Annotated in this window: 16 protein-coding genes; 8 read left to right on the forward strand and 8 right to left on the reverse strand. The window is 56.6% G+C overall.

Annotation, left to right across the window (positions count from 1 at the left end; all coding sequences use genetic code 11):
- Positions 1-112: 112 nt before the first annotated feature.
- On the forward strand, positions 113-1,912 hold the full coding sequence (locus ABD890_RS03780) for an NPCBM/NEW2 domain-containing protein (RefSeq protein ID WP_345086030.1): 1,800 nt from the start codon (positions 113-115) through the stop codon (positions 1,910-1,912).
- Between the two features lie 9 nt (positions 1,913-1,921).
- Here the strand turns inward: ABD890_RS03780 and ABD890_RS03785 are convergent, their stop codons facing one another.
- On the reverse strand, positions 1,922-2,782 hold the full coding sequence (locus ABD890_RS03785) for a lysophospholipid acyltransferase family protein (RefSeq protein ID WP_345086032.1): 861 nt from the start codon (positions 2,780-2,782) through the stop codon (positions 1,922-1,924).
- 34 nt (positions 2,783-2,816) lie between these two features.
- Positions 2,817-3,695, reverse strand: coding sequence for a diaminopimelate epimerase (dapF, locus tag ABD890_RS03790; RefSeq protein WP_345086034.1), 879 nt, complete (start codon positions 3,693-3,695; stop codon positions 2,817-2,819).
- Positions 3,696-3,980: 285 nt separating this feature from the next.
- On the opposite strand from dapF, the gene ABD890_RS03795 reads away from it, so the two are divergent.
- Together ABD890_RS03795 and ABD890_RS03800 are read left to right on the forward strand one after the other, a co-directional pair.
- Positions 3,981-4,946 (forward strand): DUF1559 family PulG-like putative transporter, encoded by a 966-nt coding sequence (locus ABD890_RS03795; protein ID WP_345086036.1) that lies wholly within the window; start codon positions 3,981-3,983, stop codon positions 4,944-4,946.
- A gap of 65 nt (positions 4,947-5,011) precedes the next feature.
- Entirely contained in the window at positions 5,012-5,428 is a 417-nt protein-coding gene (locus ABD890_RS03800) for a hypothetical protein (protein WP_345086038.1), read from the forward strand.
- Between the two features lie 16 nt (positions 5,429-5,444).
- Here ABD890_RS03800 and ABD890_RS03805 read toward each other — a convergent pair whose 3' ends face one another.
- The 3 genes from ABD890_RS03805 to ABD890_RS03815 all read right to left on the reverse strand — a co-directional run bounded on the left by ABD890_RS03805 (position 5,445) and on the right by ABD890_RS03815 (position 10,664).
- Complete coding sequence (locus tag ABD890_RS03805) at positions 5,445-5,792, reverse strand: hypothetical protein (RefSeq protein WP_345086040.1); 348 nt, start codon at positions 5,790-5,792, stop codon at positions 5,445-5,447.
- 227 nt (positions 5,793-6,019) lie between these two features.
- On the reverse strand, positions 6,020-9,205 hold the full coding sequence (locus ABD890_RS03810) for an AsmA-like C-terminal region-containing protein (RefSeq protein WP_345086042.1): 3,186 nt from the start codon (positions 9,203-9,205) through the stop codon (positions 6,020-6,022).
- Positions 9,206-9,356: 151 nt separating this feature from the next.
- On the reverse strand, positions 9,357-10,664 hold the full coding sequence (locus tag ABD890_RS03815; RefSeq protein ID WP_345086044.1) for an ArnT family glycosyltransferase: 1,308 nt from the start codon (positions 10,662-10,664) through the stop codon (positions 9,357-9,359).
- A gap of 330 nt (positions 10,665-10,994) precedes the next feature.
- On the opposite strand from ABD890_RS03815, the gene ABD890_RS03820 reads away from it, so the two are divergent.
- On the forward strand, positions 10,995-12,596 hold the full coding sequence (locus tag ABD890_RS03820; RefSeq protein ID WP_345086046.1) for an MFS transporter: 1,602 nt from the start codon (positions 10,995-10,997) through the stop codon (positions 12,594-12,596).
- 101 nt (positions 12,597-12,697) lie between these two features.
- On the forward strand, positions 12,698-13,255 hold the full coding sequence (locus ABD890_RS03825; RefSeq protein ID WP_345086049.1) for a hypothetical protein: 558 nt from the start codon (positions 12,698-12,700) through the stop codon (positions 13,253-13,255).
- Between the two features lie 5 nt (positions 13,256-13,260).
- On the opposite strand, the gene ABD890_RS03830 is transcribed toward ABD890_RS03825, so the two are convergent.
- Both ABD890_RS03830 and tilS read right to left on the reverse strand, forming a co-directional pair.
- Positions 13,261-14,388 (reverse strand): glycoside hydrolase family 16 protein, encoded by a 1,128-nt coding sequence (locus ABD890_RS03830; RefSeq protein WP_345086051.1) that lies wholly within the window; start codon positions 14,386-14,388, stop codon positions 13,261-13,263.
- A gap of 17 nt (positions 14,389-14,405) precedes the next feature.
- Entirely contained in the window at positions 14,406-15,407 is a 1,002-nt protein-coding gene (gene tilS, locus ABD890_RS03835; protein ID WP_345086053.1) for a tRNA lysidine(34) synthetase TilS, read from the reverse strand.
- Between the two features lie 729 nt (positions 15,408-16,136).
- Here tilS and rny point away from each other — a divergent pair.
- From rny to ABD890_RS03850, 3 genes are read left to right on the forward strand one after another with little or no spacing between them, the layout of a single operon-like run.
- Positions 16,137-17,684, forward strand: a complete 1,548-nt coding sequence (gene rny / locus ABD890_RS03840) for a ribonuclease Y (protein ID WP_345086055.1) — start codon at positions 16,137-16,139, stop codon at positions 17,682-17,684.
- A 27-nt stretch (positions 17,685-17,711) separates the two neighbouring features.
- Positions 17,712-18,524 (forward strand): TIGR00282 family metallophosphoesterase, encoded by an 813-nt coding sequence (locus ABD890_RS03845; protein ID WP_345086057.1) that lies wholly within the window; start codon positions 17,712-17,714, stop codon positions 18,522-18,524.
- Between the two features lie 12 nt (positions 18,525-18,536).
- Entirely contained in the window at positions 18,537-19,394 is an 858-nt protein-coding gene (locus tag ABD890_RS03850) for a bestrophin family protein (protein ID WP_345086059.1), read from the forward strand.
- A gap of 14 nt (positions 19,395-19,408) precedes the next feature.
- Here ABD890_RS03850 and ABD890_RS03855 read toward each other — a convergent pair whose 3' ends face one another.
- Complete coding sequence (locus tag ABD890_RS03855) at positions 19,409-20,290, reverse strand: hypothetical protein (RefSeq protein ID WP_345086061.1); 882 nt, start codon at positions 20,288-20,290, stop codon at positions 19,409-19,411.
- Positions 20,291-20,388: the final 98 nt, after the last annotated feature.

Genomic DNA, 20,388 nt, shown 5'->3' on the forward strand with positions numbered 1-20,388 from the left:
AATTCGGAAGGTACAGCACCCCAGAGGGAACGACATTGGCGGGCTCGCATACTAGCATATAAATGTGCGCAACCCACCAACCTTCCTTCCTCCCTCCCAGGACTTCCCGCCGATGCTACGGATTCTTCTGTCGCTGTCGCTTTTCGTTTCTTTCGCCGGCGCGGCATCTGCCGATGAAACCACACTAGCCAAAGCATTGCAGGCGCGAGTCCGTGCTTTCCACGAAGGGGCTCCGAACGAAGAGATGAAACTGCGGGTGATCTACTTCTATCCCGCTGATCGTCAACCGCTGCCAAGTTACGAAGAACGCATCAATCGCATCGTCTTCGATATTAAAGACTTCTACGATACCGAGTTCGCTCGGATCGGGCTCACCGACGCCGTGCTGCCTTTGGAAATGGATGGCAAGCGTTTGAAGATCAACATGGTTCAAGGAGACGAGAACCACGATGGCTACGGGTACGACTCTGGCCGCACGATCCTTCGCGAGATCGGCCAGAAGCTGCGAGGCAACGTCGATCCAGAACGCGAGTTCCTTTTGATCTTGTGTGCCTTGTGCGACAAGCAGGAAGACGGCAGCTTCAAGATTTATTCGCCTTATTACGGACTGGGTGGTGCCAATCAGGTGCGGGGAACCTGCTTCGCAGCGGACTGCGAAATGCTCGATACGCTGAACCTGACCAAGACCAACGAACCATTTCGCTACAACGAACACAACCGCGACCAACGCCGCAGCCTGGCCGACTTCAACACAGTCTTCATCGGCGGCATGGCCCACGAACTGGGTCACGGTCTAAGCCTGCCTCACAACCGCGAACTTCCTTCCGAACAAGGGAAGGGGACCGCACTGATGGGTTCCGGCAACTATACCTACCGAGCCGAACTAGTCGGCAAGAAGGGTAGCTTCATGACACTGGCCAGCGCGACCCGAATGATGTGTCATCCCCTGGTTACCCAGTCCAACAAGCAACGATTCGATCGGGCCCATGTTCGTGTTTCGGACGTTCAGTTCAGCGGCGATGGCAAGGCAGTCACGATCTCTGGCAAGGTGGAGTCGAACGTCGAACCTTTTGCTGTGATCGCCTACAGCGACGCCGATGGCGGCAACAACTACGACGCGTACCAGTGGACCGCCGAGGTCGACCCGAGTGGCAAGTTTGAAGTCACGCTCGATGTCCACAAGCCTGGCAAGAACGCCCTGCGACTGAGCTTCTGCCACGCCAACGGTGCAACCAGCGACGTCAGCTATGTTTTTCAAGCCAATCAGAATGGCGAACCAGACGTGCAAGCGCTGAGGGATGGCATGGCGATCGCCAGCCTCGAGAAATCATTTCTTTCGGGCGAAGCTGACGAAGCTCGCAAGTTCGCTCAGCAATATCTGGCGAACAATCCCCAGACCGCAATCGAACCAATTCTCAGCTATTCACAAACGGTCGATCCGACACGACCTCAAGTGGCACTGGCGAGCGTGAGTGGCGACTCGGCGTACCTGTCCGATGTCGAACCGACCGAAGCGAAGACTGGCTACGGCCGTCCCAGCTACAACGTCTATGCCATGCCGCGTCGTGGTGCGGAAGGAAGCTTCTTCCTGCAGCCTGGCGGCCAGTTTCATGCCAAGGGCTTTTATGCCCATGCTCCGTCAAAGTACGCCTTCAACCTGGAAGGGAAATGGAAGTCTTTCGAGGCGACGGCCGGCATGCAGGATGGCGTTCGCGAAACGGCTTCGGCGGTCTTTATCGTCGTTGGCGATGGCAAAGAGCTCTATCGCTCTGGCAAACTCCGTGGCGGCGAAACGGCTCAAGTCTCGCTTGATGTGACTGGCGTGCAGTCGCTGGAACTGATCACCGAAAGTGGCGAAGACAACAACCACGGCTGCTGGAGCGTGTGGGGCTCGCCACAGGTTCGTCGCTAAGCGATTCGCTTATGAGGCATTCCGAAACGGAAGAATCCTCGGGGCTGGTGCATCGTCGCGAGCCTCGACCGGCGGCTGCTTTGCCGGCGATGGGCGGAAATCTCGCGAGGCGGCATTCAACCAGAATCGCCGCTTCGACGACGCCTCGGCCTGCTTGGTAAGGGGCGTCGCGGTCGAAAAGAACGCCACTTCGTTCTCGCCTGGCAAATGCGATTCGGCCCACTTCTCGGCCGAGTCAGTCAATTGATTCAGCACCCGCTGCACTTCCATGCGATGCCACTCGACATCTTCTCGCGACAGCTTCTTGGGCACGTTGATCGCTTCTCCCATCACCATCCGTGCTCGACTGAAGGGACGGGGCAGGGCGAACTTATCCCAAGTCCCCAATCGGACCGGGCGATCCATTCCGAAGCCCATCGGAATAATCGGCATCTGCAGCTTCGACGCCAGGTAGATCGCTCCGGGCGCCATCTCGCGCCGTGGACCTTGGGGCCCGTCTGGCGTGATGGTCAAATGCGACCTTCGCGAAACCTTGATCAGCTCTTTCAGGGCAGCGATGCTACCCCAACTAGAAGATCCACGCACGGTGCCAAAGCCCATCATCGACGCCGCGTGAGCTAACCATTCCGCATCGCGATGCCGGCTGAGCAGCATCGAAAGATTGCAGTTGCCACGCAGGCAAAACGGAATGGTGATGTACTCGTGCCAGAAGACGTAGATGCCACGGCGGGGGCAGAACGGATTCGCAGGATCGTTTTCTGCCCGAAAGTACATCGCCCGCAGATCAAGCGTCCACGTCAATGCTTTCAGCGACGCAACCAGGCCTAAACCACCGGTGCGGGCAATCCAAGGATGATGAGTTTTTCGCATGGCTTCCGTGCCTCAACGATAATCTCGACGAACCCTACGCCAGGTCCGTTATCTTCGGCAAGTCCTGGGGAATGTTCCAGGCTCCGCTGAACACTTCCTCGGCCGGTCCCGTCATATAAACGTGGTTGTCGGCTTCGTTCCAGTGCAATTCCAGATCGCCTCCCAAGAGGTGATTAAGAATCTTCCGATCCAACTTGCCAGTCAGTACACCTGCCACGCACACAGCGCTGGCGCCGGTACCACAAGCAAGTGTCTCGCCGCTACCACGTTCCCAGGTACGCTGGCGAACTTCAGTACGGCTGATGATTTCAATGAACTCGACATTCACGCGAGCAGGGAACTGCGTTGCCTTCTCGATCTGCGGACCGATCTTCAGCACGAGATCGTCGTCTGCTTTGTCGACAAAGATCACGCAGTGAGGATTGCCCATCGAAACACAAGTCACCTCGAACTCTCGGTCGCCGATGGTCAACTTTTCGTTCACCACTGGGGTCGCTCCGAAGCTGGTCGGAATCTTGGCCGCGTCGAGGATCGGTTCGCCCATGTTCACGGTGACACGCTTGGCGACGTTGCCATCGGTCTCCAAAGCGACCGAAAGAACACCGGCCCCTGTTTCGAGGTCGAGCTTGTCCTTCTTGGCGATTCCATGGTCGTAAACGTACTTCGCCACGCAGCGCAGACCGTTGCCGCACATCTCGGCTTCGGAACCGTCGGCGTTGAACATCCGCATCCGGGCATCGGCCACTTCCGACGGCGTGATCAAGATCAGACCATCGCCACCAATTCCGAAATGACGATCGGAAACCAGGGGTGCCAGACGTTCCGGGGTTGCCGGCAAGGACTGCTCGAACAAGTTCACATACACGTAGTCGTTTCCGGCTCCGTGCATCTTCGTAAAACGCATCTGCGACATCAGGTTACCAGGGGCGATTCAAGGGAGTCTTAGGGACAGAGCTCTTATCGTACTCGGTAGGGGCCTAACGAGTTAAGACCGGTCGGTCAGTCTTGGGGCAACTTAGCTACCCGCTTCGTCACAAGCCCTCAGTTTAAATCTCCGACCGAGCGAGACAGAAATTTTCTCAATTAAGCATATTTCTATTGCATTTATTCCGTGGCCACACGATCTTAACAAGTGCAATTTCTCGCTGCTTTTCTCTAGACATCTTCGCCTTGTCCCTTCGATTCGGATCGCCCCGCCATGAATAGTTATCGAGCACAAGCCCGGTCAGGATTTACCCTGGTCGAACTTCTCGTCGTAATTGCCATCATTGGAGTACTGATTGCATTGCTGCTACCGGCAGTCCAGCAAGCTCGCGAGGCGGCTCGTCGCATGCAGTGCACTAATAATCAGAAGCAGTTGGGCCTGGCGATGCACAACTACCACGATACCTACGGCAACTTCCCACCAGGGGTGATCGGCCTGGTCAACTTCGACGGAACCGATCCGTTGAACTTCGAAAACACGCCGCCGACTTGGATGCAGTCGATCTTGCCATTCATCGAACAGGCCAACTTGTACGACCAGATGAAGCCTCACTTCGATCAAGGCCGCCGGGCTGCCACCGCGCCGGGTCGTTTTACCGTGATCGATGGGCTGACATGCCCGAGTGATGCCAACACGCCGAAGATTACCAATATCGAGCCAGCCGTCTGGTCGGGCAATTTCGGGTTTGGTGGCAACTATGTCGCCTGCAGCGGTTCGGGCTATTTCACCCCTAGCTCCGATCCTTACATGCAAAACGCCGACGGGATGTTCTATGCCAAATCGAAGACCGATTTCGCTTCCGTGGTCGATGGAACCAGCAATACCGTGATGCTGGGCGAAATCTTGGTGGTCCCCGATGTCGCTCCGCGTAACTCGGTGAATCAAGATCTGCGAGGGTCTTACTACTTTGGTCGCCGTGCCAGCGGCAACTTCAGCACACGGGAACCGCCGAACACGATCGTGGGTGATCGCCTGAGCAGTTGCCGCAACTTGCCACGCACGCCATGCAACGGCCAGGGGACCGACAACATGATCATCCATTCCCGCAGTTTGCACCCCGGCGGGGCGAACGTGACGCTGGGGGATGGCTCGGTGCGGTTCATCCCTGAAACCGTCAATCGCACGGTGTTTCAGGCCTACGGAACCCGCGCCGGTGGCGAGACCCCAGGCGAAATCTAATCCGGCTCGTCCCCTCGAACATCCTTGCCTCCTGACTCAACGACCCCACGCGTAGAGCCATCGTCATGCTTTGGAAACAGCTCTCTTTTACCTGGTACGCTCTGTCCGCTGCACCACTGATCGCCCTAGCAGGTTGCGGCGATCCTGGCCCGGCGCTACCACCCACCGTCCCTGTGACTGCCACGGTGACCCTCGACGGTCAGCCACTCTCGAAGGCGTTGATCGCCTTCAGCCCGGAAGAGCCTGGCCCGAGTTCCAACGGCCGCGTTGAAGCAGGCCAGGTCCTCGATTTATGGACTAACGGGCAGAAGCAAGGAGTCATCGTCGGCAAGCACCGCGTCACGATCTACGATGACGACATCGAATCCGGCTCGATCGACAACGTTCCGGACCGCTACGGAAAGATCGACGGCGGAATCGAAGTCACGGTCAACAAAGAAGGCCCCAACGAATTTACGTTTGAGCTGAAGAAGAAAAAGTAGAAACGCCCAGCTGAGCTTAGCCGCTCAGGTCGATCTCATGACCCTTGTCGTCGATTAGGTCTTTTTGCTGCGAGGCGTCGTAGGTGGCTTCGTCGTGAAGTTCTGGCTCTTCTTCCGATTCGTCTTCCGGATGGCCGACGCGCTCCCAGGCTCGGCGGCCGTCGGCATCGCGGTCGGAAACTTTCTCGCTTTCGTCCGGGTCACCGACACCGGCGGCTTTTTCCGCCTTCTCGGTTGAGTCGACTTTTCGTGAATGGTTGCTGGTGGCCTGCTGTGCGGCAGGGACGTCCGACGAATTGCGCTGAGCCAAATCGGTTCCGGCAATCGAACTGGCGAAAGAAGCCCCCATCGGTCCTACGCTCATGACCTTGCTCCTCGTCGTGCCCTGTTTGGGCTGCTTGAATCGGGTCGCAGAAATCCCACTGTAGGGATACTGATTCACTATGAACCTTGGGACAGGTTCACCTTCAAGTCAAACGGCTACGGACGCGTGCAGGTAAGTCGGGTTGCTTTCCGTGGGAAAAAACTAGTTCTATTCGCTATCATCGTCATGTTCGCCCCCTATCTTAAGGGGAAACGAATTGCGCAATGCTAGCGAGGTATCGAACTTCCGCGTCGTACACCGGCCGGCGTATCGGACGTTGGCGGTGCACCGATAGGAAGTCGTACGGCTCTCGCGGGAAAAAGTTGTTCCAGAGTCTGATTCACCATTGGGAAGATCTCTTGCTCGGTAGTCGGATTATCGATCGATCCTCCGACATGGATCACCATCAAGCTACGACTTGCTTCCCCCAACATCTGCCGGACCACCGGCACATTGAAGGTTTGATTGCCAAACTCGGTATAGAACCGCATGCTGATCAAACCATCGAGATTGGCCTCGCCGTTACCCTTTAGCGAGAGAGCGTCGCCCGAGAGCTTCATATCGTCCAGATAGATATAGTTGCCAGCGACGCGATAATTGACGTCGGCAGAGTTGAACGCATTGGTGTTGGGGAACCTGGCACTAAGCACCTTCAGCATCGCCACGGCAATCGGCAGTTGATAGAGGTTCGCATCGCGAAGCTGCATCGAGCCTTTGCCGTCGTATGTGTGAGGACCTTCCATCGTCCCCGTCAGACTGATGTTGCCGAACAATCGACCTGAAGTCTGGGCTCGGTTCTGCTGCCCCAGGTCAATCAGCATCTGCCCGACCGTGCCATTGGCCAACGTGGCATCCAACTGAAACGGCTGAGCACCAGCCAGCTGCATTCGGCTATCAAGCGATACAACACCACCAAACGAGTTGGCCGTGACATGACGCGGCGTCTGACCTTCGCTCGGTGGAACATGTCGTCCCATGAGAAACTGCGTTTCATCAATCCAAAACGGGCCACGCACATTCGAGACCGGCATGCCGCGATAGGTAATGCTGTCGAGTTGGTATTCGCCAAACGAGCGGGCCCCCGATTCGTCCGATTGCCCCTCGAAGCGAATCGCACCATAGACGTTATCGATTAACGCTCCACGTCGAAGATGCCCGCCAGCCATCCGGGCTGTCATATCCCAATTGATTTGAATGGGGCTTCCTGGATTGGGATTGGAAAGCACTACGGTGCCATCCGCGTGGAGCAGGGGACCAATCTGCAAACGCTGCAGCGATTGCTCCAGCTTCTCGGGCACGGCTAACAGCAAGTCGCGATCGATCGCCACATTTTCAATTCGCATTCCCTCGAAACGGATCTGCCAGCGACGATCTTCCGGAAAGTAGCACGAGCCGTTGGTCGAGACCCGGACATCGCCATGCCGAGCAGTCACTTGATGCAGCGAGATCTGCCCGTTGCGGAACTCGACGCCGCCAACGACTTCGTCCAGCACGTAAGGAAACCCAACCGGCTCGACCGAGATCGCACGCCCGGAAAGATTGCGGGTTCGTTCCCACTTCTGAGCATTCACCCACAAGTCGCAAGCCCCTTCGGCATTGGGCCAGTGCAACTGGACATCCATATGGTCGATCGAGCCACGCGGTCGAAGTTGGTCCCAACCTTCCTGGGCCGAGATCGGCAACGCCGACTTCAGTTCATCATCGAGCGGAACATCTTTGCAGGCGAACGTCAGGTTCAAATTGCCACGCTTGTCGCCTGGAACTTCCTGCCAGGTTCCCTGGCAAGTGATGTGCCCACTGTCGTTGTAGCCTTGCAGTTGCTCGATCGTGACGATCCCGTCTTTCCACTCGAGATGGCCGTTGATTTTCGAGATCGGATAGGCAAACTTGTCGAACCTCACCGAGGCGTCGATGATCTCCATGCGAAGCGTTTTATCCGGCTTCACTTCAGGAGCACTATGCGTAACCAGCGTGAAGTCGACCAGGGCTCCACCTTGAAGATTAAACGACTGCGCGACCCGGCAGACATCTTCCTGCGCGACCTTCAATGCGTTCTCGAAGGTTGGATCCCAGTAGACCGGATCGAGCGATCGCACCCGAATCGGCCCGCTGCTGTTGGGGCCAGGGTCGAGCACGCTACCGACGATCGTAATTCGAGACTTGCCGGCAAACGCCGTCAAATCGATATCGAGCAGACGATCTCGAAAGTCGATCTTTCCGCGGGCCTGCGACACCGGATAAGGGAAGCCTTCGAAGACGAAGTTCGTGCCACGGCAATTCGCGTGAATCTCAGGCGTCCACTTCGCTCCGTCGTAATCAAGCTTCACCGAAGCGTCGAGCGTGCCTGAGGGACTATAGCGTTCCCAGCTCTTCTTCATCGCGGCCGGCAGCAAACCTGCCAGACCTTGGTGCAGGTTGAAGTTCTTCAGCGTCGCCGACGCATGGATCGGGCTATTCGCCGCCCAGCCATTTCGCGTGAGCGAAGCACTGACCGAGCCGTTCTCGTAGTAAGCGACCAGTTTGTCGACACGAATCCCAGGAGGCGAAGCAGTCACGCGGGCCTGGATCCGTTCAACCGAACCAGGAATGCGAGGATCGCTCCACGTTCCGTCACGCACGTCGAGCACCGCCAGGTAGTTGGTCAGTCCGGTCGCGTTTCCCGAGATCTGAAACGAAGCATCCGCATTCGCGTTCAGATGCGTAATGTCTTGAATTCGCTGCTTCCAATCGGGTGGGAATTGTTCCCACAGGTGATCGTCGATTTGCAGATCGACGATACTTCCTTGGGCGGCGAAGGTCTTGGCTTCTTCGTCGATCAGCCCCGTCAACGTTGCCGATTCCCAGTTCTGGCAAGTGAGGGTTGCTTTGATTCGTTTCTGCATCCGAACCTGGCCAGCGTGAGCTCCCATGCCTGGTCCGTTTTCGGTCTTCACCTGGAAGTCGGCATCTTCCAGCAATCGCCGGACGTTGCCACCGCGGCGATCGGCCAGCAGTAGCGAGGCATCGATCACTTCAATCTCGGGATTGTCGTCACCCCATTTCGGCAAGGGGAACAGATGCCGCAAGTTGGTTTGTCCATCGGCTTCAATCGTAGCGGTCAGTCGTGGTCGCTTGACGACGATTCGTTCCACTTTAAAGTCGCCGGTGGCGAGCGTTCGTGGATCGGTCGTGCAATAAACCATGATCTCGTCGAGCGAAACCAACTCTTGCGTTTGGTAGGCACTTGATCGCTGCGACAACGTCAGCCCGCGAATCTCGATTCCTTTGCCTTCGATAAATCGGGCCGAGCGGACCGACACCAAAAGGTTGTCGTAATGCGAAGCGAACTTCTTCTCGACGTAGCTGCGAATCTCTTGATTCAGGTTCTGATAGAGATACATCCCGACTGCGCATGCCAGAACGACAACGACCAACGTCGTCCATTTCAGACACCGATAGGATGTAGACAGAAACCGATGCACCCGAGATGGAATCCTTTCCAAAAGGGAATTAAGCGGCTAAATCTTGGCAGAATCAGCGTTTCCGGTAAACGCCGGTTTGCCATTCTACGGCTGTTTTAGCAGTTCAGTTCACCGACGCTTCCGCCTCGGAAGCAGGGTCGTCGGACGATTTCTGACCGAGCCAACTTGCCAGCAGGCCAGCACTTAGGACGACGAGTGCTAGCATTGGGGGCTGTCGGTAGCGGATCGAGCTTACGAACACGAGATGCAGGCAGCAGAAATAAACGATCGGCAACGCCAGCAGCAGATAAACACAGCCACGACGGGCAAAGCAGATCGCCCCGGCGATCCCCGTCAGAACGAGTGGCAGGTATCCAATTGCCGTGATCAACTCCATTTTACCGCTAACTTCCTGGTTGTTTCCCAGCGGGGTCCAGTACCGCCACAGCTTTACGCCCGCCAGCGAGATCACTTGCCCAGGGTTCTGCCGAGCCCATTTTATGGCAGCCTGTTTCATGCGGTCATCGAGTCGCGACTCATACGTACCTGGCAAGGGGCCATCCTCAGCAGCATCAGCATCGGCCTGGGCTTGTCGAAACTCTGGGACGTATCGCATATCGCTGGCTCCAGTCGCCATCGGGCTGATGCCATCGTATAGACTCGCCCCGACCTGCAGCGTTGTCGGCACGAACTTGCCGGTCACGCGGTAGTTTCGCACCCACCAAGGAGACATCACGACCACGGCGACCAGCCCGGCAACCACGTAGCACTTAAGCTGTTGTCGCCGATTTTCGTAGAACAGAAGGCCAATCGGTGCGGCGAAGAAGGGGAACATCATCCAGCTTGGCCGAACCAAAATTGCCAGTCCAAACGCCGCGCCGGCCAGCGCCGCTAACTTCAACAAACTGCCTGGGCGATCGGATCGCAGGGCGGCAACCATCCAGCCAAGATTCAGCAGCATGAGCGGCACGAACGGGGCTTCGCTCAGCACGAAGACGCTCATGGCGATCGCTCCTGGGTAGAAGCAAACGAGTACCGCGGCGATCAATCCGGCGAGCGGGCCAAACAGCATCCGCGTCAGCCAGGCGGTTAAGCCAATCGCAGCAACACCGCAAAAGATGCCTACCAACCGCAAAGCGATCGTCGGCGGCTGGTCGCTGAACCAGTAGAACGGTGCCAACAGCAGCGGATAGCCAGGCGTCCGGGCAATGTAGGAGTCTCCGTAGACGAAGTCATCGCCGTGCGCGATCTGCCGGGCGAGAACCTCATAGCTGAGGCTATCCCCGAAAAAGAACCGATTCGGTTCAGCGATTCGAGATTCCCACCAGAAAGCGGCCCCAAGCCGTATCCCTAAGCCCAGCAACAAGATCAGCAGCAAAAGCCACCGAAAATATCCCGTTTGGGGAATCGCTGCTGGTTGAGGATCGGTCATGAAAGGCTCTGGTTTCCGATGGGAAGGTCGTAGCGGACTGCTAGCAGTTATTCAAAACTGGCAATCTAGGGGGGCTACACGCCTTTGTGTAATATTAGCGCCCTAGGGAAAATCTTGCCGGAAATCGCCCCAGGACAATAGTTTACTTCCAGTTTGCGTTCGGTATACTCGGACTGCCTCGCACTATGCGAGGAGCAAATCCGTTGATTTCTCGTCTTATCCAGTTGCACCCCCTTCGGCTGGATTACACCGATCTCGAGCACCCGCATCCAGGGTAGCCGTCCAATATCCCCCCATTATGCACAGCACTGTGTAGGAGATTTCCTTCCGATGTCGAACGCCTCTTCTGCCGCCACTCCGAAAGAATTTCATCGGATGGCGCTCCTGATTGCTAGTTTTATGACCCTGATCGCCGCTGGCGTCGGGTTCGGCGTCCGTGCCGGTATTTTGAACGACTGGGCGGTTCGATATGGTTTCACCAAGGTCGAACTCGGAACGATCACCGGGGGTGGTCTGGTCGGCTTCGGTGTGACGATTATCTTCTTCAGCTTCCTGGCCGACAACTTGCTGGGCTACAAGAAGCTGTTGGTTCTCGCGTTCGCGCTGCACGTTTTGTCGGTGATCATCACCTTGGCCGCGACGCCCGTTTATGGCTTTGCCGGTAAAGAAGGTACCTATTGGTGTCTTTACATCGGCGTGTTCATCTTCGCCCTTGCCAACGGCGTGTGCGAAGCGGTGATTAACCCGCTGGTGGCAACCCTTTTCCCGAAAGAGAAGACGCATTACCTCAACATTCTGCATGCAGGCTGGCCGGCCGGTTTGATCATCGGCGGTATCATCGGCTTCCTTTTCTGCGGTGAAGGTGCTTTTATCACGCATCTTCCTTGGGAAGTTCCGCTGGCGTTGTACATGGTTCCAACCATCATCTACGGCATCATGGTCGTCAAAGAAGCCTTCCCACCATCGGAAGCGGCCGCAGCCGGTGTGACCACCAAAGAGATGCTGCTACAGTTCCTTTCGCCACTGCTGCTGTTTTTGTTTGTCATCCACGCGATGGTTGGTTACGTCGAACTGGGTACCGACAGCTGGATCACGAACATCATGGAAAACGTGATCTCGAAGTACGCGTTCCTGCTGTTCATCTACACTTCGTCGATCATGTTCGTCCTGCGATTCTTCGCTGGGCCGATCGTTCACAAAATCAACCCACTTGGTCTGTTGTTTGTGTGTGCCATCTTCGGCTGCACCGGTTTGTACTGGCTGGGTGCTGCCCAGACAGGCTGGGCGATTGTCGCCGCCGCAACCGTCTACGGCTTGGGTAAGACCTTCTTCTGGCCAACCATGCTCGGCGTGGTAGGCGAACGCTTCCCACGTGGTGGTGCGATCACCATGGGCGTGATGGGTGGTATCGGTATGCTTTCCGCCGGTTTGCTCGGTGGTCCTGGCATTGGTTACAAGCAGGACTATTTCGCCACGCAGAAGATGGAACAGCTCGACGATGCCTTGTTCCAGCAATACCGCTCGGCTGACAAGAAGTCGTTCCTGTTCTTCCCAGCCGTCTATGCACTCAACGGTGCCAAGGTGGGTGTGTTGAAGGATGATGGTGCGGAACTCGCACGTCGTACCGAGATCGAAACCAAAGATGACACGCTATCGCCAGAAACCAAAGAGCTGAACGCCTGGTGGGCCGCCAACAAGCCTGCCAACGAAGAGCAGTACAAGCACGAAGTGGAAGTGGTCGAAGAAGCCAACATCTATGGTGGTCGTATGGCCCTGAAATGGACGGCGATCGTTCCCGCGACGATGGGTGTCTGCTACTTGCTGCTAGTGATCTACTTTCAGATGCAGGGCGGTTACAAACAAGTCGTCCTGCACGGCGAAGAATCGGAAACCGAGCAGTACACCGGTGGTGTCGAGGGCCCAGTCGAATAGTCGACGCCTGACATCTTCTGACGTTATGCTAAAGCGAGCCTTCCCTTTGAAGGCTCGCTTTTTTATTTGCTGCTGCCACCCAACCTCATTCGGAATATGCCATGTCTTGGAACACATTCTTTCTGATTCAGAAGGGCTCCCAAGGGAAGCAACCGGCGTCGTTCTTGGAATCGCTCGGACTACCAGGGGCTCAAGAGAAGGAATCGATCTCTTTCCACGAAGCGACTTCTTCAGGACTGGCGGGGCAAGCGATTGCGGAATCGAATGGCTGGACGATTCTGACTGATCCAGTCTTCTTCTTGGATCTCTTTCCAGACGATGCCATCAGCGGAGGAGGCGTGCTGTTGCCGCTGCCACTCGAGCAGCGTCTGCTGGCGGTGTCGAACGAACACCCCAGCTACGCACTGCTTCTCAACGGCGTGTCCGATACCTACGGCTTCGCCGCCTACGAGAACGGAGAATGCACCCGGGCTATCTTGCAGGCAGAGGACACCACGTACATCGACACCGGATCGACATCATTCACCAACGACCACTGGGCCGAAGATCGCGATCCAGAAGAGATGCTATTGGAACTGCTCGCCGAAATCACCGGGATCGAGTCATTCGACGAGCTGAAGTTCACCGTTTGCGAAGTGCCTCCGTTCGGCTCGACTTAGCAAGATTATTGAAAAGGGGTGCCGTCGATACCGAAGCTATCGGCGGTGCGACCTTTCATCACACCCATCACGTCCCCTTCGTCACCAAATTGCCAAACCTTTACGCTGGCAACTTTCATGGAAGCCGTCTTCCAATCGGCCGGCCCGGCCCAATCAGGCAGCCAAACGCCCATGGTCAATTGCGCCGACATCGCCGGGACCCACTTGTCGTTTTCGGCGACCTTTTTGCCGTCGATGTAGTGCGTAGCAATCTTGCCTTCGTACAAGGCATAGCGGTTCTCGCCCAGCTTCTTCAGCGGGTTGCCCAGGTAATCGGCGAATGGGATCGATTTGTCCTGAACCCAGTAGAAGCCATCCGACTCGATGACCTGCGAATCGCGAATGGCAGGCATTTCGCGGAGATGCGTCCGCCACTCAGTGGTGAACGTGTGGTATTCGCCATCAACGGCTTGCGCGACTGAGAAGAAGCGATTGTCGTGTCGGTTCTGCAGAAAGGTGTTGTACATCGCATCGTCGAAATTCCCCGCCTTGCCGAACTCCGGAAAATCGAGCTCCGACCAATAGGCGTTCGCTGCCATGCCATAAGCCGGGATATGCGGATTGTACATCGGCGTTTCCGGCTGAAACTCATCCTTGCGAGCCTTGTCACCCTCGACCCAACGATAGGCATACGTCCACAGGGCAGGGATGCAGCCCTTCGGGCGAGTCGGATCGGCAGGGCCTCCGTCGTGGGACTCCTTTTCGCCAATCTTCATCACCACCTCAAACCGGCCTGAAGCGAAGTGCTCTTGGCTGACGATCACGCCGCCGACGCGGGTCTTATTACCCCACCAGCCTTTGACCGGTCCGTCGTAACGATCACCGTGAGCGGTGCAGATCAAGACGTTTCGCTCGGTGCCATTAACTTCGTCTTTGCCGATCACCACGTTCTCTGGCACCACGCCATGATTGCCACCACCCCATTGCTTTCGGAAGACATACCAGCATTCGGGATCGATCTCGCCAGACAACCAGTTTTCTTCCAAAACTAGTTTTGCCTGTTTAGGCAATGCGGGCACATCTTCGGCCGAGAGCTGGGAAACCAGCGGCGACAAAACCATCGCCAACAGAAGCAACATTCGAGAAAGCATCATGGGGTATCTCATGGGGGTTAACGCTGAAGAATCAAAAAGTCGCCATCGCGGAGGGCTCGAATCGCCCCAGGCAACATGTCGGTCGTCGCTTGCTGGGACGACATCGCCAATTGGGCCAGCTTTTGCCAGGCGACCTGGCTCATATCTTGCCGCGACCAGTTGCGTTCGGTCCAGATCCGGACCATCAACTCTTGCACAAGGTAAGTTCGTTGCCGGCGAATCTTTCGCAAATCGACCCTCACCGAGCCGTCCCCTTCTGGCCAGACGGCGGTCTCGTACAGGTCGTTCACCAGGTCGTCGATCACTTCCTGGCATTGCCGGGCTTGTTCCGCCAAGCGAACGAGCGAGGTATCGACCTGGCTGCCAAAGTCCTCCCGCAGGCTCGGTAACGTCTGCTGACGAATCTTATTGCGGGTGAACTCGAGCGTCTGGTTCGAGGCGTCTTCCCGCCAGTCTTGATCGCAACTTTGAAGGTAATCGATGATTTCGGTCCGCGTAAAGGGAAGCATCGGCCGAACGAGCCCCACGCCCGGCAGCCATTGCCGGGCCGAGGCAATTCCGCGAAGTCCTGCGACTCCGGTCCCACGCAATATGCGATGCAGGACGGTTTCGACCTGATCGTCTTGATGGTGGGCGGTCACCAGATACCGGGCTTCGACCTCGTGGGCCGCTTCTTCAAAGACCGCATAACGGGCCTCGCGGGCGGCCGCTTCAATTCCGAGGCCGGCCGATTGCTGTTCCAGCTGGGCAGGGTACAAGCAGAACGACCGAAAGTTGACGCCGAGCGTGCCGCTTAGCTCACGAACAAACGCCAGATCGCCGTCCGAGGCCTCGCCGCGGAGCCGATGGTTCACATGAATGGCCCACATTCGGGAGCGAGAGTTGTCGTCGACCGCTTCGGCCATTAGTCGCAGCAAGGCGACACTATCGGCACCACCGGAAACACCGATCAGAATTACCCGGCCAGCCCAGGCCGCCAAAGGCCAGTTTTCCAGGAATCTGAGGGGTAAATCGGACATGCTCGACCAAGATGGAAAGGGTTTGCCCCTCAATTGTTAAGAAGGATTCCCGCAAGAAAAAAATGAATGCTTCCCTCTGAAGGGGATGTCTGTTAATATAGCGTGAACGGGTTTTGCGCACCACGATTGTGCGCGTTCCCGCCGATTGTGTTGACCTAAGCGTTTAACGAATGGCAGCGAAGCATTTCGCTTGACGTGCGTTTGGAGAAACCCAGTCGATGTGCCGGATTGGTAAATCCTCTAGCCCCATTGGCTTTTCGGAGGGCGGATAAGCGTGCAACTACTTCTTTTCCTGATACGGCTCCTGGTGGCGCTCTGTCCAAGGAAGGTAGAAATCCTCAGTCCGGTACGCGTACGCGCTCGGTCTGACAAGCGGCACGCCTCTTCTCAACGAGAGACCGCGATGGTTCACTTACCATTGCTTGGTTGGCTGGAAATTGACGCCCATCTTCTTCCCCATAACGCCTGCCAACGCGCCCGAGAAGGGTCCGCGAAACGAGCAGGCCCAACATCCGGAACCTCTTCCGGACGTCGCAGCGACTTCTGACCCATGAGTGGGTGCTGCTGCGCCCTGGGGTAAGGTCGTTCGGGGGAACGAACTTTTCAATTTGGCTATCGACCGTTTCTGACAAACTGGCCGGTCTACCACTTCTGGTACGACCGCCTTCTCGTCCGCGCCTGCTTCACCTCGTTAATCGCTATTCCATCCAGCTGCAGGAGTAGTGGAACGTGGGATTTTATATCGTGTTGGCAGCAGTCATGTCGGCAGTTGGTGCCGCGCTGCTTGTCAAGTTCATTGATCGGCTCCGAAAAAAGGACGTGGAGACCGAGGCCCAACAGATCCTGGATAAGGCCAAACAGGACTCTGATAACCTGAAGAAGGAAGCCTTGCTCGAAGCCAAGGAAGAAGCCCTTCGTCTGAAGACCGAAGCCGAAAAGGAACTCTCGAAACAACGCGACGAAACGCGGGAACGCGAAAAATCGCTTGACCGCCGCGAAGAATCGATCGACCAACAGGCCACACATCTCCGCAAACAGGAGAATATGGTCGAAAAGACCCAGCGCCGGCTCTCTGAGAAAATCGACGAGAACGAAAAGCGGGCCACCAGCTTGGAACGCATCATCCGCGATCAGCAGGAACGTCTGCACCGCATGAGCGGTCTCAACGCGGAAGAAGCCAAGGGAGAGTTGTTGAAGCTGCTCGATCAACAGCTTCAATCGGAAACGGGTGCCATCGTGCTGAAGCACCAGCGCCGTATGGAAGAAGAAGTTCGTCCGATCGTTCAAGACATGCTGCTGACCGCCATGCAGCGATTCGCCGCCGCACACACGGCCGAATCGACTACCAGCACCGTTGATATCCCCAGTGACGAAATGAAGGGACGAATCATCGGTCGCGAAGGTCGTAACATTCGTAGCTTCGAAAAAGAAACAGGCGTCGACGTCATCATCGACGACACGCCCGGCGTGGTGATCGTCAGTGGGTTCGATCCGGTCCGCCGCGAAATTGCCCGGCAGTCGCTCAACAAGCTGATCGCCGACGGCCGCATTCACCCATCGCGGATCGAGGAAGTGGTCAAAGAAACCCAGTCCGAGATCGAGGCGACCATCCGTAAAAAGGGTGAAGAAGCCGCCACCGAAATCAACGTGATGGGGCTTCAGCCACGGCTGATCGAAATGTTGGGCCGGTTGCATTTCCGCACCAGCTACAGCCAGAATGTCTTACGGCACAGCATCGAAGTCGGCTTCATCGCTGGCTTGCTGGCCGAGATGATCGGCCTCGACGCCCAGACGGCTCGTCGTGCCGGCTTGCTCCACGACATCGGTAAGGCAGCCGACCACGAACTGGAAGGTGGCCATCCGAAAATCGGTGCCGACCTGCTGAAGCGTCACGGCGAATCGCCGGAAGTGGTTCACGCTGCTTTCGGTCACCACGACGAGATCATCACCGAGTATCCCTATACCATGCTGGTAGCCACCGCCGACGCGTGCAGTGCTTCGCGTCCTGGGGCTCGCCGAGAAACCCTCGAGCGGTACATCAAACGCATGGAAGAACTCGAATCGATTGCCACCGGTTTTCATGGCGTCGAGCAGGCCTTCGCTATTCAGGCTGGCCGCGAGTTGCGTGTGATCGCATCCGCCAAGGAAGTGAATGACGAGATGGCCGCGAAGATTTGTCGCGACATCGCCAAAGCCTTCGAGGAACAATTGACGTACCCAGGCGAAATCAAAGTCACCATGGTCCGCGAATCCCGCTTCACGGAGTTCGCGCGGTAGTTCACTAGCTTGGAAAGGCTGGCTCCCTTGAGGATTCTGCACATCGGCGACATCGTCGGTAAAGTCGGACGCGACATCGTACGCGATGTCGTGCCGGCACTCCGCGAGAAGTACAACCTTTCTCTCGTGGTTGCCAATGCTGAAAACGCATGTGGCGGTTCGGGTCTGACCCCGGCCGCCCATCGCGAACTGATCGATGCTCGCGTCGACTGCATTACCATGGGCGATCATATCTATCGCCGCAAAGAGCTCAACAAAACGCTCGAGTCGCAGCCCAACATCGTCAAACCAGCCAATTATCCTTCGTCGGCACCAGGCAAAGACTTTGCCATTGTCCAGTCGAAAGAAGGCCTGCGTGTGGCGGTGATCAGCGTGATGGGACGCGTCTTCATGCGACCGGTCGATTGTCCTTGGACAGCGATCGATCGCGTGCTCTCGCAGATCCCATCCGACGTGAAGATTCGCTGCGTCGACTTCCACGCCGAAGCAACCAGCGACAAGCAGTTGATGGGGCGTCATCTCGACGGCCGCGCCAGCTATTGCCTGGGAACGCACACCCACGTAGCGACCGCGGACGAACAGATCTTCCCGAGGGGAACTGCCTTCATGTGCGACGTCGGCATGACCGGTCCGCACGAAAGCATCATCGGTCGGCGAATTGACCGAGTGCTCGAAACGACCATCACCTTCCGCCCAACTCTCTTCGATGTGGCGAAGGACGATGTTCGCTTGAACGGTGCAATCGTCGATGTCGATTCGCAAACGGGGAAAGCAACCGCGATCCAGCGCCTTCAGGTGAGGGAAAATGAGGTCAAGGAACTGAAGAAGGGCATGGAGTAGACTTCCGGTTTCTTGTTTTCAACCTTCGAACTACGACCACCCATGTACGTCCGTCTTCTGCTATGGCTGCTGGCCGTCACCGCATACAGCGTCATCGTGATCTCAGTCTTTGAAGAGTATCACGTTCCAGAATCGACGCTGGGGGACGCCATTACCACAGTCCTGGGTTTGGCGATTGGTGTGTTGCTGGTGTTTCGCAATCGTGCCTCGTACGATCGCTGGTGGGAAGCACGCACCCTGTGGGGCTGCCTGATTAACGAGTCACGCAACCTGGCGATCAAGACCGCGGCGTTCGCCGACATTGAACTCGCCGAACAGCATCACTTCGCCGATCTTCTGATCGCCTTCCCCCACGCACTGCGAATGCACCTCCGAGGCGAACGTGATCCACTTCCCGAGATCGAAGCTGTCTATCCCGAGATCAAGCAGATTCAACACCGCCCCGGCTTCGTCGTGTTGCAAATCTTCAAGTACCTCGATCGTTGGAATCGTGACGACACGCTGCACGCCTCGATTCGCATCATTGAACGCAACGCAAACACCTTGATGGAGATCTGCGGGGCCTGCGAACGGATCCGCAACACCCCGATGGTCCCCAGCTATCGCTACATGGCCTGGGGCAGCGTCATTCTTTACACGCTGGCAGGCCCGTGGGTTGTGGGTGTCGATCAAGGATGGTTTACGATCCCGATCGTATTGCTGGCGAGCTGCTTTATGATCGGCATGGAGATGGTCGCCGAGACGATCGAAGAGCCGTTCGGCAAAGAGAAAGACGACCTGCCGCTGGATCGCTATTGTGAGACGATCGAGCGTTTCATTCGCGAGACGTTGCCCGCCCCAACGGCCACCGCCGACGCAGTGGCCGGTTGATTCTCGCTGGAAGTTTACAGCTTCAGCTTTTTGGTCAGCATGTCGGCCTGTTCTTCAGTGAGCGGGTCGAACTGGATCTCGACATTTGGCATGGCAGCCTTCAGTTTCTCGACTTCTTCCGCTGAAATATCGACCTGATTAATCTTCAGTTTCTTCAGGTTTGGCAACTGCTTGAGCTGGGCGACGGAATCGTAGCTGAGGCGTGCTTCGGTCAGCTCGATCTCTTCCAGCGAAGGCATCAGAGCCAGGATCGCCAAGGTTTCGTTATCGAAGCTGGCGGGCGTCTCCTTGCCCCAGTTCGGCAAACGTTGGCCCAAGCGAATCGACTTCAGATTCTTCAGCTTTGGCAAATGCTTCAATCCTTCGCTCGTTTCGGTGTTGTGCCATTCGCGAAAGCTTTCTAGCTGTGAGATTTGCGCGACGGCTTCGTACGCTTCGTTACCAGCCGTCGCCCCGGCGAAGGTCAACGACTTGAGCGCCGGTAGTGTCTTCAAATGAGCCAGGCCAGAACCGTTGAACGCTTCGATCTTGCGAGAAGGATGGAACAGCGACAGTCGCGTCAGCTTTGGGAACGATGCGAAGTGGCGATAGCCATCGTCGGTCAGCACCGAGCCATTGATCATGAACGATTCGAGTTCTTTCAAACCGGTCAGCATTTCCAACTGCTGATCGTTCAGTTCTTTACCACTGATCGCGATCGACTTGAGCATCGTCAACTGACCGATCAGGCGATATTCGTCATCGGTGAAGCCATCGCAGTTGATGTTCAAGCTGTGGATTTCACCGTTGCGTTGCTGAATCTTCGCCCCGATCTTTTCCAGGGCAGCCAGATCAGGCTCGGCGGCAGAAAGGACCAACGGAAAGCAAAGCATGAGCAAGAGGACGAGCGATTTCATGGGGACTCCAGAGAGCGGTGGGGCGATACTCGAGGAACAGGACTGATTGCTCGAATTATCCCTTAAAAAAACTGGAATTGCGACGAGGTTCTCGCTAG

Origin of the sequence: Bremerella cremea (genome assembly GCF_039541315.1) — a bacterium.
GTDB classification, from domain to species: domain Bacteria; phylum Planctomycetota; class Planctomycetia; order Pirellulales; family Pirellulaceae; genus Bremerella; species Bremerella cremea.

What these genes read in the sequence shown, in the direction of transcription:
- ABD890_RS03795 (WP_345086036.1), top strand. Translation starts at nt 3,981, where the DNA reads ATGAATAGTTATCGAGCACAAGCCCGGTCAGGATTTACCCTGGTCGAA.
- tilS (WP_345086053.1), bottom strand. Translation starts at nt 15,407, where the DNA reads ATGTCCGATTTACCCCTCAGATTCCTGGAAAACTGGCCTTTGGCGGCC.
- ABD890_RS03800 (WP_345086038.1), top strand. Translation starts at nt 5,012, where the DNA reads ATGCTTTGGAAACAGCTCTCTTTTACCTGGTACGCTCTGTCCGCTGCA.
- ABD890_RS03785 (WP_345086032.1), bottom strand. Translation starts at nt 2,782, where the DNA reads ATGCGAAAAACTCATCATCCTTGGATTGCCCGCACCGGTGGTTTAGGC.
- ABD890_RS03780 (WP_345086030.1), top strand. Translation starts at nt 113, where the DNA reads ATGCTACGGATTCTTCTGTCGCTGTCGCTTTTCGTTTCTTTCGCCGGC.
- ABD890_RS03820 (WP_345086046.1), top strand. Translation starts at nt 10,995, where the DNA reads ATGTCGAACGCCTCTTCTGCCGCCACTCCGAAAGAATTTCATCGGATG.
- ABD890_RS03855 (WP_345086061.1), bottom strand. Translation starts at nt 20,290, where the DNA reads ATGAAATCGCTCGTCCTCTTGCTCATGCTTTGCTTTCCGTTGGTCCTT.
- ABD890_RS03830 (WP_345086051.1), bottom strand. Translation starts at nt 14,388, where the DNA reads ATGATGCTTTCTCGAATGTTGCTTCTGTTGGCGATGGTTTTGTCGCCG.
- ABD890_RS03815 (WP_345086044.1), bottom strand. Translation starts at nt 10,664, where the DNA reads ATGACCGATCCTCAACCAGCAGCGATTCCCCAAACGGGATATTTTCGG.
- dapF (WP_345086034.1), bottom strand. Translation starts at nt 3,695, where the DNA reads ATGTCGCAGATGCGTTTTACGAAGATGCACGGAGCCGGAAACGACTAC.
- ABD890_RS03805 (WP_345086040.1), bottom strand. Translation starts at nt 5,792, where the DNA reads ATGAGCGTAGGACCGATGGGGGCTTCTTTCGCCAGTTCGATTGCCGGA.
- ABD890_RS03825 (WP_345086049.1), top strand. Translation starts at nt 12,698, where the DNA reads ATGTCTTGGAACACATTCTTTCTGATTCAGAAGGGCTCCCAAGGGAAG.